General features: G+C 71.6%; 10 protein-coding genes and 1 pseudogene. 8 read left to right on the forward strand and 3 right to left on the reverse strand.

The features are described from left to right. Positions 1–33 precede the first annotated feature (33 nt). A complete protein-coding gene (locus tag ABEA26_RS20795; RefSeq protein ID WP_345594312.1) occupies positions 34–2,001 on the reverse strand; it encodes a protein kinase domain-containing protein in 1,968 nt (655 codons plus the stop codon). Between the two features lie 319 nt (positions 2,002–2,320). Here ABEA26_RS20795 and ABEA26_RS20800 point away from each other — a divergent pair, with 319 nt between their 5' ends. The 6 genes and pseudogenes from ABEA26_RS20800 (at position 2,321) to ABEA26_RS20825 (ending at position 6,889) form a co-directional block, all read left to right on the forward strand. After that, a complete protein-coding gene (locus tag ABEA26_RS20800; RefSeq protein WP_345594313.1) occupies positions 2,321–4,567 on the forward strand; it encodes an MMPL family transporter in 2,247 nt (748 codons plus the stop codon). After that, positions 4,545–5,129: a GNAT family N-acetyltransferase gene (locus ABEA26_RS20805; RefSeq protein ID WP_345594314.1), complete on the forward strand. Its 585-nt coding sequence runs from the start codon at positions 4,545–4,547 to the stop codon at positions 5,127–5,129. Before ABEA26_RS20800 ends, ABEA26_RS20805 begins: the two co-directional genes overlap by 23 nt. 35 nt (positions 5,130–5,164) lie before the next feature. Beyond that, positions 5,165–5,752: a hypothetical protein gene (locus tag ABEA26_RS20810; RefSeq protein ID WP_345594316.1), complete on the forward strand. Its 588-nt coding sequence runs from the start codon at positions 5,165–5,167 to the stop codon at positions 5,750–5,752. A 255-nt stretch (positions 5,753–6,007) separates the two neighbouring features. Then, positions 6,008–6,205: a hypothetical protein gene (locus tag ABEA26_RS20815; protein WP_345594317.1), complete on the forward strand. Its 198-nt coding sequence runs from the start codon at positions 6,008–6,010 to the stop codon at positions 6,203–6,205. 200 nt (positions 6,206–6,405) lie between these two features. Then, positions 6,406–6,669, forward strand: a pseudogene (locus ABEA26_RS20820) (response regulator transcription factor); the annotation flags it as partial. A gap of 37 nt (positions 6,670–6,706) precedes the next feature. Next, positions 6,707–6,889 carry a DUF6191 domain-containing protein gene (locus ABEA26_RS20825; RefSeq protein WP_345594318.1) on the forward strand — a complete coding sequence of 61 codons (183 nt, stop codon included), beginning with the start codon at positions 6,707–6,709 and terminating at the stop codon, positions 6,887–6,889. 9 nt (positions 6,890–6,898) lie between these two features. Here the strand turns inward: ABEA26_RS20825 and ABEA26_RS20830 are convergent, their stop codons facing one another. Both ABEA26_RS20830 and ABEA26_RS20835 read right to left on the reverse strand, forming a co-directional pair. Then, positions 6,899–8,101 (reverse strand): PQQ-dependent sugar dehydrogenase, encoded by a 1,203-nt coding sequence (locus ABEA26_RS20830; RefSeq protein ID WP_345594320.1) that lies wholly within the window; start codon positions 8,099–8,101, stop codon positions 6,899–6,901. A 193-nt stretch (positions 8,102–8,294) separates the two neighbouring features. Next, complete coding sequence (locus ABEA26_RS20835) at positions 8,295–9,293, reverse strand: aldo/keto reductase (RefSeq protein WP_345594321.1); 999 nt, start codon at positions 9,291–9,293, stop codon at positions 8,295–8,297. 75 nt (positions 9,294–9,368) lie between these two features. Between ABEA26_RS20835 and ABEA26_RS20840 the strand changes: the two genes are divergently transcribed. After that, positions 9,369–10,310 carry a 2-hydroxyacid dehydrogenase gene (locus ABEA26_RS20840; RefSeq protein ID WP_345594323.1) on the forward strand — a complete coding sequence of 314 codons (942 nt, stop codon included), beginning with the start codon at positions 9,369–9,371 and terminating at the stop codon, positions 10,308–10,310. A gap of 407 nt (positions 10,311–10,717) precedes the next feature. Continuing rightward, positions 10,718–14,032 (forward strand): putative bifunctional diguanylate cyclase/phosphodiesterase, encoded by a 3,315-nt coding sequence (locus tag ABEA26_RS20845; RefSeq protein ID WP_345594325.1) that lies wholly within the window; start codon positions 10,718–10,720, stop codon positions 14,030–14,032. Positions 14,033–14,244 lie beyond the last annotated feature (212 nt).

Genomic DNA, 14,244 nt, shown 5'->3' on the forward strand with positions numbered 1-14,244 from the left:
CGGAATCGATTCCGGGGGCACCTCCCCTTGTGGTCACCTCGCGAGCGTGGGATCGGCGAGGACCAGGTCTCCCATGCTGCAGCTGTCGCTCGGATCGTCGTACGCGATGCGGAGCCGCAGACCGTTCTCGACCTCCATCTTCAGCTCACGCGTCTCGCCAAGGTCGACCTGGCCGGTGAACAGCGATTTCCCGTCCACGAACACTTCGATACGCGATGCCGAGCCTTCGGAGGTGTCGGAGACCCCGGCGGTCATGGTGAGGTTCTTCCATTCCCGTCCCAGGTTGTACTCCGACCAGCCGCCACCGCACCGGTTTCGGTAGCCGTCGGGAACGAGTGCCGTCTCGTAGTGCTTGTTGTTCATGGTGCCGTCGCCGACGGCGAGCGTCGCGGAGCCCTCGGCGACCGTGCTGAACGTCGTCAGCGACACCGAGCTCGCCTGGTCCACCTGCCCTTCGTTCCCTCCGGCGTCGGCCGACTCGCCCGAGGACGGTTCGGCGGTCGCCCCGTCGTCCGCCACCGGGCTCTCCGGCGTCGCCGTGACCGTGGCCGTCTCCGTGACCGTCCTGGTCACGGTGGGGGACGCGCCGTTCTCGGTGCCGTCGTCGGCCATGGCCTGGACGCCGATGACGGCCAGCGAGGCGACGAGGGCCACGGCCAGCACGGGGACCAGCACCCGCCGCCCCGTCTCCCCGCGCACCGGACGGCCGGGGCCACCCCCGGGGGTGGCCCCCACGACGGTGGGTGGCGGGACGGGCGGTCCGAAGCTTCCGAGCGGGGCCGGGTGCCCGGAGTCGTTGCTACCCGTGCTACCCGTGCTGCCCGTGCTGCCCGTGCTGCCCGTGCTGCCCGTGCTGCCCGTGCTGCCCGTGTTGCCCGTGGCAGCCGCCGGCTCCTTCGGGGCGGTGCCTGCCGTCCCGGACTCGGGCGAGTGCGTCACCGTCGTCGGCGGCGCCTGCGTCTCCGCCGGGCCGGAGACGTCGGAGCCGGTCACCGTGGTCGGGGGCGCCTGGGTCGGGAGCGGCGGAGTCGTCGGCGCGGCCGTCACCGTCGTGGGCGGCTGCTGGGTCCCGGTGAACCCGGGCGGTACGGCGTCCCGCACCGGATTCGTCGTCGACACCACCGCGTCCCGTACGTCGCTCAGCCAGGCGCGCAGGCTCTCCGGCCGCTCTGCCGGTTCCGTGGCGCAGATCGTCAGGACCCGCTCGGCACGGTCCGGGGCGAGCGCCCGCACCGACGGCAGCTCCGCCAGCGCCGTGCGGAGCTGCTCCGGGGTGCTGGGCGGCGTCTGCCCGCTCAACAGGTAGTACGTGATCGCCCCGAAGGCGTACCGGTCCGTGTTCGGGGTCCGCTTGCCGTCGAACACCTCGGGCGCGGCGTACCCGGGGGTGAACCAGACCTCGGCGGTCTGGTGGTCGGCGGTGAGTTTGCTGAGGCCGAAGTCGACCAGCGTGGCCTGGCCGTGGACGTCGACCATGATGTTGCCCGGCGACAGGTCGCCGTGGATCACGGTGCGCCCGGACGGTGTGGCCCGTCCGGAGTGCAGCCAGTCGAGGGTGTCGGCGAGCTGTTCCAGCACCCGGCCGACCTCGCGCCGCTCGGCGTGCGTGGACAGGGTGCGCTCGGCACGCCAGTCCCGCAGGTCGAGACCGTCGACGTGGTTCATCACCAGGACCAGTGCCCGTCCCGCGGCGGACGCGGCCCGGCCCTGCGAGTGGATCGGCGGTCCCTCGAAGTGCTCACGGACCCCCACGACCCCCGGCCGTCCCACGAAGCGCAGCAGCTCCGCCTGGTCGTTCCACTTGGTGCTCAGCCGCTCGAACTGGTCCGGAGTGAGGGTGTTCTTCGCGTCGAGCACCTTGACGACCACCGTCTCGGGCTCGCCGTCCAGCTGGATCGTCGCCCGGTACAGCACGGCCTCGCCGCCCCGGCCGATCGCGTTGAGGAGCCGGTAGCGGTCGGGCGCCGCGTCCGGTCCGATGTGGTGCATGGCACTGTTCAAGTCAATTGCCCCCCGGTGTAGATGAGTTGATGGCTCAGTACAAGCAGAGTGCGGTGCCGTAGGTGAGCGCGCGTCAGCTTGCCCGGCACTTGTCGCCCAAGTCAACGACAGCACCATGAGACCCGGCGGTTCCCCCCGGGGCGGCACGACGGGACCGTGAACGAGGTGGAATTGTGAATAAGACCACGAAATCAGCAAAGGATCATCTCTGCCTGAAAGAGTGACGTCGCATTGCTCATGCGTTCTTTGCGGGCTGTTCGCACCATGTACGACTGTTCCCGGTCAAAGATCCACAATCAGACACCCTGGGAGCACGTTCGTGGCAGCCCTCGCGCGCTGGTGTGTCCAGCGCCGCCTCGTCGCAGTTCTGCTCTGGCTCCTCGCCTTCGGCGGGGTCGCCACGGGCGCCGTGGTGGCCGGCTCCGCGTACTCCAACGACTACGGGGTCCCCGGCACCGACTCCGACCGTGCCTCCCGGATGCTCGTCTCCGGCTTCCCCGGCCTCGGTGGTGACAGCGAGACGATCGTGTGGCACACGACGACGGGCACCGTCCGCGCCGCCGACGTCGAACAGTCCATGACACACACCCTGGACCGCGTCGCGGAGCTGCCCGGGGTGGCCTCGGTGACCAACCCGTACGACGACCCCGACTCGCCCCTGATCAGCGAGAACGCCCACACGGCGTACGCCTCGGTCACCTTCGGGGGTGCCGCCCAGGACATCGACGCGGACGACGCGCGGGCCGTGGTCGACACCGCCAAGGAGGCCGAGACCGAAGGGCTCCAGGTCGAACTGGGCGGTGGCGCCGTCGCGCTCACCGAGGCGCCCGGAGGTCATCTCGCCGAAGCCCTCGGTGTGGCCGTGGCCGCGGTCGTCCTCTTCCTCGCCTTCGGCTCCCTCGCCGCCGCCGTGCTGCCCATCGCCACCGCGCTGGTCTCGGTCGGCACCTCCTACGCGGGCATCACCCTGCTCGGCCACGCCATGACCGTCGCCGACTTCGCCCCCATGCTGGGCACCCTCGTCGGACTCGGCGTCGGCATCGACTACGCGCTCTTCATCGTCACCAGACACCGGCGCGGGCTGAAGCGGGGACTCACCGTCGCCGAGGCCGCCGAGAGCGCCGTCGCGACCACGGGACGCGCGGTCGTCTTCGCGGGTGCCACCGTGTGCATCGCCCTGCTCGGCATGCTGATCCTCCGGCTGAACTTCCTCAACGGCGTGGCCGTCGCCGCCTCGCTGACCGTCGTCCTCACCGTCGCCGCCTCCGTGACCCTGCTGCCGGCACTGCTGTCGTACATCGGCCCGCGCGCCCTGAGCCGGCGCGAGCGTCGACGGCTCGCGGAGTACGGACCCGAACCCGAACTGCCCACCGGGTTCGCCGCCCGCTGGTCGGCGTTCGTGGAGCGCCACCCCAAGCTGCTCGGCGCCGTCGCCCTCGTCGTCGTCACCGTCCTCGCGCTGCCCACCCTCGGACTGCGCCTCGGCACCTCCGACCAGGGCAACGACCCCCGCGGCACGACCACCCGCCAGGCCTACGACCTGCTCGCCGAGGGCTTCGGACCCGGCGTGAACGGCCCTCTCACCCTGGTCACCGAGGTCGGCGGGGCCGAGGACCGGCTCGCCCTGGACAACCTCGACGCCTCCCTGCGCACCACCGAGGGCGTCTCCTCGGTGATCCCGGTGATGTACAACTCGGGCGGCGACACCGCCCACCTCACCGTCGTGCCCGAGTCCGCCCCGCAGTCCCGGAGCACCAGCGACCTCGTCGAGCGGCTCCGCTCCGAGGTGCTGCCGCGCGCCGAGGCCGGCACCGCGCTCGACGTGCACGTCGGAGGTGTGACGGCCGGTTACGACGATTTCGCCGACGTCATCGTCGGCAAGCTGCCCCTCTTCGTCGGCGTCGTCATCGGCCTGGGTTGCGTGCTGCTCCTGCTGGCCTTCCGCTCGGTCGGCATCCCCGTCAAGGCCGCCGCGATGAACGTCGCCGCCGTCGCCGCCTCCTTCGGCGTCGTCGTCGCGATCTTCCAGTGGGGCTGGGGGAGCGAACTGCTCGGCCTCGGCAGCGCCGGCCCGATCGAGCCCTTCCTGCCCGTGATCATGGTGTCGGTGCTCTTCGGGCTCTCCATGGACTACCAGGTCTTCCTGGTCAGCCGGATGTACGAGGAGTGGCTGGAGACCGGCGACAACCGCCGCGCCGTCCGCGTCGGCCTCGCCGAGACCAGCCGGGTGATCAACTCCGCCGCGGTCATCATGATCTCGGTGTTCCTCGCCTTCGTCCTCAGCGGCGACCGGGTGATCGCCATGTTCGGCATCGCGCTCGCCGCCGCCGTCGCCCTGGACGCCTTCGTCCTCCGTACGCTCCTGGTGCCCGCCCTGATGCACCTGCTGGGCAGCGCCAACTGGTGGCTTCCGCGCCGGCTGGACAGGCTCCTGCCGCGCATCAGCATCGAGCCGCCCGAGTGCCGCGTCCCCCGTGAGAAGCTGGCCGCGGCGACGGACGCCGAAGTGGCGGACGTCCTTGCGGAGGAGGAGCGGCAGCGGGATGTACGCGATACCACTGGGTGACGACGGAGCCGAACTGCGTCCCCTGGAGACCTGGCACGCCGAGGAGTTCCTGGCACACCTGGAGCGGGGCAGGGAGTTCATCACCCAGCACATCCCCTTCGGGGCGAAGGCCACGGACGTCGACTCCGCGCGTGAAGTGATCCAGGTCTACGCCGACCGGCACGCCGCCGACAGCGGCTTCCTGCACGGGCTGTGGCTGGACGGCAAGCTCGTCGGCGGCCTGCTCTTCCGGGTCTTCGACGCGGCCACCGGCGTCTGCGAGATCGGCTGCTGGCTGGAGCCCGCGGGGACCGGGCGCGGCCTGGTCACGCGCGGTGCCCGGGTCCTGATCGACTGGGCGTTCGACGAGCGCGGGATGCACCGTGTGGAGTGGCACGCCTCGTCCGCCAACACCCCGAGTGTCAACGCCGCCCGGCGACTCGGCATGATGCGGGAGGGCGTGCTGCGTGAGACCTTCCCCTACCGGGGTGTCCGCCAGGACATGGAGGTGTGGGCGGTGCTCGCGCCCGAGTGGCGTGCGGCACGTGAGGTACGCGCGTGTGCCGCTCAAAAGAAACATTAAGGGACCTCTCAGACAGCGTCCGTACGGTGCGAGACATGGGAACGAAGACAGTGGACGAGACCGGCGTGAAGACCGACCTGCACAAGACGGACGAGACGGCCGAGGCCCCCGAGACGGCCGAGACCGGGACCGGGACCGCTGACGTCGCGGGCGCCGCCGAGGACGACGCCACCACGGATGCCGAAGTGACGGACGACGGCGATTTCACCGCCACCGAGAACGAGGACGCCACCGGCGTGGGCCAGGGCGCGGGCGCCGTCGTCTCCGCGGGGCTCGGCATCGTGTCGCTGACGGGGAGCTGGGTCGGCACCGTCGCCTCCGCTCGCGAGTCGGTCTTCGGACAACTGGAGACGACGACGTCCTCGAACGTTCAGGACATGCTCGAGAAGGGCTATGGCGACGCCTGGCAGGCCACCGCGCTCTGGGGCGGCGTCTTCGCGCTGATCGCGCTGATCGTCGGCGTCGGGGTGCTGGTCCGGCCCGCGTTCGGCGCGCCCGGCAGGCCGCAGGCCGCGTGGATCAAGTCGGTCTCCTGGGCCGGCGTCGCGCTGGGCGTGATCGGCCTGATCCTGGCCGTGCTCAAGTACACCAACGTCATGCTGGACGTGCCGGCCGTGGGCTGACGCCCGCGCGGCCTCTGAGGGGTCTTAGGGCACCAGCGCGCCCCCGGCGCGCTGGTGCCCTAAGACCCCTCACGCGTGTCCAAGCCCCTTCGCGCGTTCCTGAGGCCCCGCGCCCCGCCGAAGATGCGGAACTTGCCCGATGTGGCACACCCCCCTGGGAGACGAAGGTTGAGGCACCGCAAGCAAGCGAAGCCGGAACCAAGCCGGAACCAAGCCGGAACCCAGGCCGAGACCGGCTCTACCGAGGGGCACACCATGTTCGAGTACGAGATCCAGCAGACCCGTTCCGCCGAACTGATCCGCCGCGCCGATCAGGCCCGGCTGGCCCGCGAGGCCGTCCGTGCCCGCCGTGACGCCCGTCGCGACGTCCGCAGTGACGTCCGTGACGGAGCCGCCGGTGCGGAGAGCCATACGCCGCGGTTCCGCCGGCACCGGTTCGCCCGGGCCGCGTGAATGGCGGATCCGGGGAGGGAGGCCGCACGGCCGCCCTCCCCGTCGCCGTTCCGTCCACCGGCCTCCGTCCTCGAACCGGTGCCCCGCTGTCGGACCCGCGTGCGATGCTCTGGTCCGTGGGGACCAGAGCCGTAAGCCCCGTGTTCGTCGGCCGCGCAGGCGGACTGAGCGCGTTGAAGGACGCCCTCGGGCGCGCCGACGCCGCCGGGCCCGCCGCCCCCGCCGACCCGGCAGAGGCGCTCGGCCTCACCAGCCGGGAACGCGACGTGCTGCGCCTTGTCTCGGACGGCCGTACCAACCGGCAGATAGCGGAGGAACTCTTCATCTCCCCGAAGACGGCCAGCGTCCACGTCTCCAACATCCTGGCCAAGCTCGGTGTCTCCGGGCGCGGCGAGGCGGCGGCGGTGGCCCACCGGCCGGCGCTGTTCCCGGTGTGCGGGCGCACGACCCGTTCGACGCGGTGAGGCTTACGCTGTAAGGACGCCGACCGACGGAGGCTCCGTGTTCAACGCGTTCGAGGAACTCTTCTCCCCCGGCCGCAAGCACACCCGCGACGAGCAGAACCGACTGGAACTGACCCGCGAGGACGTCGGCGACGGCGACCCCGGCCACGGACCGATAGACCTCACCTCGGGCAAGGTCGTCGTCCACCCGCCGCGCCCCGCGGTGGCAGAGGACGAGTGACGCCGCCGCCTACGTCACTCGCAGTTCCAGGATCCGGTCGTCGCCCCCCTTGGCGTCGCCCCGGCCGTCCGTGTTGCTGGTCACGAGCCACAGCCTGTCGCCGCCCGCGGGGACCACGGTGCGCAGCCGGCCGTACTCTCCCTCCAGGAACGCCTGCGGGTCGGCCGCTGCCTCCGTGCCCTTGAGCGGGACGCGCCACAGACGCTCACCCCTCAGGCCGGCCATCCACACGGAGCCCTCGGCGTGGGCGATGCCGCTGGGCGAAGCCTCGTCGGTGCTCCACTGGGCTAGGGGGTCGTGGAACTCCGAGCCGTCGGACTCGCCCTCCGCCCGGGGCCAGCCGTAGTTGTCGCCCGGCTTGATCGCGTTCAGCTCGTCCCAGGTGTCCTGCCCGAACTCCGCGGCGAACAGCCGCTGCTTGTCGTCCCAGGCCAGCCCCTGCACGTTCCGGTGCCCGTACGAATACACCGCGCTGTCGGGGAAGGGGTTGCCGGGCGCCGGGTCGCCGTCCGGCGTCATCCGCAGGATCTTCCCGCCGAGGGACCCCTTGTCCTGGGACAGGCCGGTGTCACCGCTCTCGCCCGTGCCCGCGTAGAGCATCTTGTCGGGGCCGAAGGCGATCCGGCCGCCGTTGTGGACGACGCCCTTGGGGATACCCCGGAAGACCGTGTCCGGCGCGCCCAGCTGCTCACCCGACGGCTTCTTCTCGTCGTACAGCATGCGTACGACGCGGTTGTCCGAGGCCGAGGTGAAGTACGCGTAGACCATGTGGTCCGAGGCGTAGTCGGGGGAGAGGGCGATGCCGAGGAGGCCGCCCTCACCGGACGGGGACACCCCGGGCACCTGGCCCAGCTCCGTCTTCTTGCCCGTCTTCTCGTCGACCCGGGTGATCGTGGCCTCGTCACGGGAGGAGACCAGCAGGCCGCCGCCCGGCAACGGGGCCAGACCCCAGGGGCTCTTCAGCCCCGTGGCGACCGTACGGAGCACCTTCACGGAGCCCTTCGCGGGCGGAGTCTGTTCGGCGGCCGAGGCCGACGGCGAGGACTGCGCCGTCGTACGGCTCGGGGAGGTGCCGCCGTCGGCGCCGGACGGCTCCCCGTCGTCGGAGGAGCAGCCGGCCGTCAGCAGGAGGGCGGCGGCGGCCAACACGGCCGTCACGGCTCGACGTTGCACGATCATGGTCCCTTCGACGCGGCGGGTTCTCCTTGTCATACACCGCACGCGCCCTACAAGTTCCCGATCGCCGAATCCCGAACCAGGGAAACGGAGCCCGGGAAACCCGATCCGGGACCGCACCAGGGAAACCGAACCAGGGAAACCGAACCAGGGAAACCGAACCAGGGCGGCCGAGCCCACGGGGGATCGCGCTTCCAGGAACCGCGTGTCCGTACGGGGGATCCGCGCCTCACTCCCACGAGCCCTGCGCCGCGGGCAGCGCGCACACCTCCGCCAGATCCTCCGCGGTCAGCCGCAGCTGTGCCGCCCCGGCATTCTGTGTCACCCAGCGTTCCTGCTTGGTGCCCGGCACCGGCACCACGTGCCGTCCCTGCGCCAGCACCCAGGCCAGCGCCACCTGCGCCGGTGTGACCTCGTCACCGTGCCGGGCCGCGATCCGCCGCAGACCGGCCACGATCGGCTGGTTGGCGGCCATCATCTCGGCGGTGAAGCGGGGGTGCCGGGCGCGCAGGTCCTCCGGCTCGAAGCCCTGCCCGGGCGTCAGCGTGCCGGTCAGGAAGCCGTTGCCGAGCGGCATCGCGGCGAGGAAACCGACACCACGCGTCACACACCACGGCAGCAGCGTCCGCAACGCCTCCGGCGACCACACCGACAGCTCCGCCTGCACCGCGCTCACCGGGAAGACCTGCTGCACCCGCTCCAGCTGGCGGATCGTCGCGTCGTGCAACCGGGCCCCCGGCCGCCGGGCCGACCGCGCGCCGACCGCGCAGAGCCCCAGCGCCCTCACCTTCCCGGCCCGGACCAGCTCCGCCATCGCGCCCCAGGTCTCCTCGACGGGTATCTCGGGATCGGCCCGGTGCAGCTGGTAGAGGTCGATGACGTCCGTCTGCAGCCGGCGCAGCGAGGCGTCGCAGGCACGTCTCACGTAGCCGGGGCGGCCGTTGGCCACGATGTGCTGATCGCCCACCAGCAGACCGACCTTGGTCGACACGAACGCGTCGGACCGCCGCCGGCTCAGCACCCTTCCCAACAGCAGCTCGTTGGTGAACGGGCCGTACATGTCCGCCGTGTCCAGCAGGGAAGCGCCCAGGTCGAGGGCCCGGTGCACCGCCCTGACCGACTCCTCGCCCCGCTGCCGCGACGCGCTGTACGCCCAGTTCATCGGCATGCACCCCAGTCCGACGGCCCCCACCGCGAGTGCCGTCGCGCCGACAGTCCTGCGCTCCACCGGTCGTGACCCTCCCTCGTCAGGCCACCCAACCTAACCTCTGCTCTTCCGAGCCCCTGACATAGCCTCCTGACCATGACTCCTGACGTGTGGCTGCCCATCCCGCCGGACGAGATCGAGGGGCTTCCCGAGGGCCCCGCCTACCGCTACTGGAACGGTGAAGAGGCCTTCCCCGCCGACCCGGCCGACTGCGCGTACTACGTCGTCCCCTACATGAAGCCCACCGGGATCGGCGTACGTCCGCTGCCGGACATGCGCTCCGTCCAGGTCGTCCAGACCCTCTCCGCCGGCATCGACCACGTGGAGCCCGGGCTGAAGCACCTGCCCGCGGGCGTACGGCTGTGCAACGCACGCGGCGTGCACGAGGCCAGTACCGCGGAACTCACCCTGGCTTTGATCCTCGCGTCGCTGCGCGGCATCCCCGACTTCGTCCGGGCGCAGGACCGGGGCGAGTGGCTCGGCGGGTTCCGGCCCGCGCTCGCCGACCGGAAGGTGCTCGTCGTCGGGTACGGCTCGATCGGTGCCGCGATCGAGGACCGGCTCGTGCCCTTCGAGGTCGCGCCGGTGATGCGCGTCGCGCGCTCCGCCCGCACCACGGCGCGCGGCCCGGTGCATCCGCTCACCGAACTCCCGGCCCTGCTCCCGGAAGCCGACGTCGTCATCATCTCCACGCCGCTCACCGAGGCCACCCGCGGCCTGGTCGACGCGGACTTTCTGGCCCGGATGAAAGACGGCGCCCTGCTCGTCAACATCGCGCGCGGCCCCGTCGTCGACACGAAGGCGTTGCTCGCCGAACTGGAGAGCGGACGTCTCACCGCCGCACTCGACGTGACCGACCCCGAACCGCTGCCGCCGGGCCACCCCCTGTGGCAGGCTCCGGGCGTACTCGTCAGCCCGCACGTCGGGGGCCCGACCTCTGCCTTTCTGCCGCGCGCCAAGCGGCTGCTGGTGGACCAGTTGAGCCGTTTCGTGAACCAGGAGCCGCTGCGCAACGTGATCGTGACGACGGGCGCGTAATCCGTTTCAAGTACCCTCCGCAACTTCTCGGATGCGGTGGGTACGCGCATATCCGCTGGTCGTCACGGAGCGTAGAGGACCTATGTCCCTGAGTGACGATCCTGGTGTATCGTCCGACAGGGGATGCGCCGCGCACCGTTCGGCGCGGGGGATGGACATCTCGGACTGTGAGGGGGGCGACGGGTGATGCACGGCCTATGGACGAAGGACCCGACGTGGCGGAGCCGCCGCCGGCGACCCTGGCGCGCGACCACGACCGCACACAGACGCGGTCGGCACAGCCGCCCCGGTGGCCCCCACGGTCGGCACGGTCCTCACCAGCGTCACCAGAACAGCCGCGGGGAGCACCCCCAGTCCGCGCACCAGGACCCGGGGGGCACGGGAGCGGCGTGGACCGGGAGGTCCCGGTGAGCCCGCCGTCCCCTGTGCCCACCCTGGACGGAGCGCTGCGGACGCGTCCCTCGACCGGGCCACTGCTGCCCCGGCCGTCGGCCGCCGCCGGCGGACGTACCCTCGTCCGCCAGCTCCTGCTGGCCCTGGTCTGCGCGGGATACGCCGTCGGTGCCGCGCTCGGCTGGGGCTCGGACTACGTCGCCAAGATCATGGGCGACTTCGGGCTGAGCGCCGCCGCGGCCGCCGCCGCCCTCTCCTGCTTCCTCTACGCCCGCGGACGCCGTGTCCGCTTCCGGCCCGCCTGGCTGCTGTTCGCCCTCTCCTCGGCGATGGCGTCCCTGGGCAATCTGGTCTGGGGGTGGTACGAGGTCGTCCTGCGCCAGCCCGTGCCCAGCACCAGCTACGCGGACCTGTTCTTCCTGTGCTTCGCGCCGCCCGCCATCGTGGGGCTGCTGGTGCTGGCCAAACGGCCGGTGACGAAGGCCGGCTGGATCTGCCTGGGCCTCGACGCCTGGCTGATCGGCGGTTCGCTGCTGACTCTCGCGTGGAGCCTGGCGCTCGCCCAGGCGGCGAAGGCCGGGGGCGGCGGGTCCAGCGTCGCCCACTCCGCGCTCTCGGTGGCGTATCCGCTGCTCGACATCGTGCTGGTCAGCATGGTGCTCGCGCTGCACTTCAGACGATCACCCGTCTGCAGGTCGGCCGTCAACACCGCCATCGGCGCGCTCGCCCTGACGGTGATGTGCGACGCCCTGTTCACCTCGCCGCTGCTGCACAACAACTACCGCTCGGGCCAGTTGCTCGACGCGGGCTGGTTCGCGGGTTCCCTGCTGCTCGCGTACGCCCCCTGGGCCGCGTCCCGGCGGGGGTTGTCGCCCGACGAGCGAGAGGCCGACGAGCGGGAAGCCGAGGGCCGGGAAGCCGAGGGACGGGAAGCCGAGGGACGGGAAGCCGAGGGACGGGAAGCAGCCGGCCGAGGATCCGGCGGGCGAGAAGCGGACGGGCACACGCGCGTGACGGGCGAGCACGTTCCCGGACAACGCGGCACCGTCGGTCACGGACCCGCGTCCACGTTCGTGCCCGGGACGGCACCCACATCCGTGTCCGGCTCCACGCCCGGGCCCGGTCACGGGGGCGAGCGGGGACGCTATCCGGCCACCCGGCCCATCACCGGGTCCCTGGCCGCGCTCACGCCGTACCTCGCCGCCGCGGTCTGCACCCTGGGCATCCTCTACAACGTCCTCAACGGCCGCAGCGTCGACCGCGTGGTGCTGCTGACCGGCGGCACGGTAGTGCTCGCGCTCGTCGTGCGCCAGGGCATCATGCTGCTCGACAACATCACCCTCACCCAGGAACTGGCCCAGAAGGAGAACCACTTCCGCTCCCTGGTGCAGGGTTCCAGCGACGTCATCATGATCGCCGCGCCCAACGGCATCCTGCGCTACGTCTCCCCGGCCGCCGCCGGGGTCTACGGAAGCCCCGCCGAGGAACTCGTGGGCGGTGAACTGGCCGGTCTCATCCACCCGGAGGACCTCGGCTGCGTGGTGCACGAGGTACGCCGGTTCCTCGCCGCGAGCCCCGCCGAGGAACCCACCACACGCATCGAGTGCCGCTTCCGCTCCGGGGACGGCGGTTGGCTCAACGTCGAGTCCACCGTCAACCGCCACCACGGGGGGCTGATCTTCAACAGCCGGGACGTGACGGAGAGAGTGCGTCTCCAGGCGCAGCTCCAGCACAACGCCGAACACGATCCGCTCACCGACCTGCCCAACCGCGCCCTGTTCACCCGGCGCGTCCAGCAGGCCCTGTCCGGTCGCCGCGCCTCGGACCGGGGCGCCGCCCTGCGCGGCACGGCGGTGCTCTTCATCGACCTCGACGGTTTCAAGGCCGTCAACGACACCATCGGGCACCAGGCCGGCGACGAACTGCTGGTGCAGGCCGCCCGCAGACTCCACGAGGCCGTCCGCAAGGGGGACACCGCCTCCCGGCTGGGCGGCGACGAGTTCGCGGCCCTGATCGTCGGGGACGGCGCCAGGGACCGGACCGCCCGCGAAGGCCACATCCTGGAACTCGCCGAACGCCTCCGGACGACCCTCTCGCAGCCCTACCTCATCGACGGCAACGACGTCCGTGTCAACGCCTCCATCGGGGTCGCCTTCGCCGAACCGGGGCTCGGCGCGGGCGAGCTGCTGCGCAACGCCGACCTCGCGATGTACCGCGCCAAGGCAGCCGGCAAGGGGCGCGTCGAGCTCTACAGACCACAGATGCAGCAGGACGTCGTACGCAAGGCCGAGCTGGCCACGCGCCTGCGGGCCGCGCTGCACGACGGCGAGTTCGCGCTGCTGCACCAGCCGGTGGTCTCCCTGGCGGACGGCCGGATCACGTCGGTCTGCGCGCAGCCGCGCTGGCGCTCCTCGCAGGGAGTGATGTTCACCCCCGCCGAGTTCCTGCGCGTGGCCGAGGACGGCGACAAGACCGCCGAACTGGACCGCTGGGTGCTCCAGGAGGCCGTGGAGCAGGCGGCCGAACGGGCGGGCGCCGGGCTGTCGGTGGCCGTCGCCATACGCATCGGCGCCCGCCGGCTGCTGGACCGGTCCATGCCGCTGGGCTCCGTGGAGGCCCTGCTGACCCGGCACGGACTGCCCCCCGGCTCACTTGTGATCGAGCTGTCGGACATTGACCCACGGGTCGGCCTGGAGGAGCTGGACCGTCGGCTCAACGCCCTGCGGAGAGTGGGCGTCCGGATCGCCCTGGACGGCTTCGGAAGCGGGTACGCGGCCATCACCGCCCTGCGGCGACTCCCCGTGGACGTCCTCAAGCTCGACCGGGGCCTGGTCGAGGGCGTGGTGGAGTCGGCGCGGCTGCACAAGATCACCAGTGGTCTGCTGCGCATCGCCACCGACCTCGGCCTGAAGTCCGTGGCGGACGGGGTGGACCTGCCCGAGCAGATCGTCGCCCTGCGGGCGATGGGCTGCACGCACGGGCAGGGCATGGCGTTCTCCGGGCCACTGGACGAGTACCGGCTGCGCAGAGCGCTCACGACCGGCCACTACCCGGTGCCGCACGGCCCGGCCGAACCGGCCTTCGCGAGCGGCGGCGCGGGAGTATACACCAGGGGAGTCGGCACAGGAGTCGGCACAGGAGTCGGCACGGCCGTCGGTACGGCCGTCGGTACGGCCGTCGGTACGGCCGTCGGTACGGCCGTCGGTACGGGGATGGGCACGGCCGTCGGCCCGGGCGCAGCCCCAGGTGCCGCCCCCGGGCTGCCCACCGTTCTGGGTGGTGGCACGGCCCTCCGCTCACATGGTGAGACTCCCGTCCCACCCACTTGACAGTGGGTGCGTGCCGGGGAGAGGGTCAGTGCCATGCGCACCCGAATTCTCGTACTTGGAAAGCGCGTCGGCTGAGCTGGTGACGTCCGGACCGACCCGGACTCCCAGCGACCCACACCCGGCGCGCTCCCCTCGCTTGCCTTATGGCACGAGGGGTTTTTTGTTGCACAGGCACCTGCCGAGCAGCACCCGCACTCCGCGCAAACCTCGCA

The sequence above is a fragment of the Streptomyces marokkonensis genome (genome assembly GCF_039539045.1).
Taxonomy (GTDB): Bacteria; Actinomycetota; Actinomycetes; order Streptomycetales; family Streptomycetaceae; genus Streptomyces; species Streptomyces marokkonensis.

What these genes read in the sequence shown, in the direction of transcription:
- ABEA26_RS20805 (WP_345594314.1), top strand. Translation starts at nt 4,545, where the DNA reads ATGTACGCGATACCACTGGGTGACGACGGAGCCGAACTGCGTCCCCTG.
- ABEA26_RS20810 (WP_345594316.1), top strand. Translation starts at nt 5,165, where the DNA reads ATGGGAACGAAGACAGTGGACGAGACCGGCGTGAAGACCGACCTGCAC.
- ABEA26_RS20815 (WP_345594317.1), top strand. Translation starts at nt 6,008, where the DNA reads ATGTTCGAGTACGAGATCCAGCAGACCCGTTCCGCCGAACTGATCCGC.
- ABEA26_RS20830 (WP_345594320.1), bottom strand. Translation starts at nt 8,101, where the DNA reads ATGACAAGGAGAACCCGCCGCGTCGAAGGGACCATGATCGTGCAACGT.
- ABEA26_RS20840 (WP_345594323.1), top strand. Translation starts at nt 9,369, where the DNA reads ATGACTCCTGACGTGTGGCTGCCCATCCCGCCGGACGAGATCGAGGGG.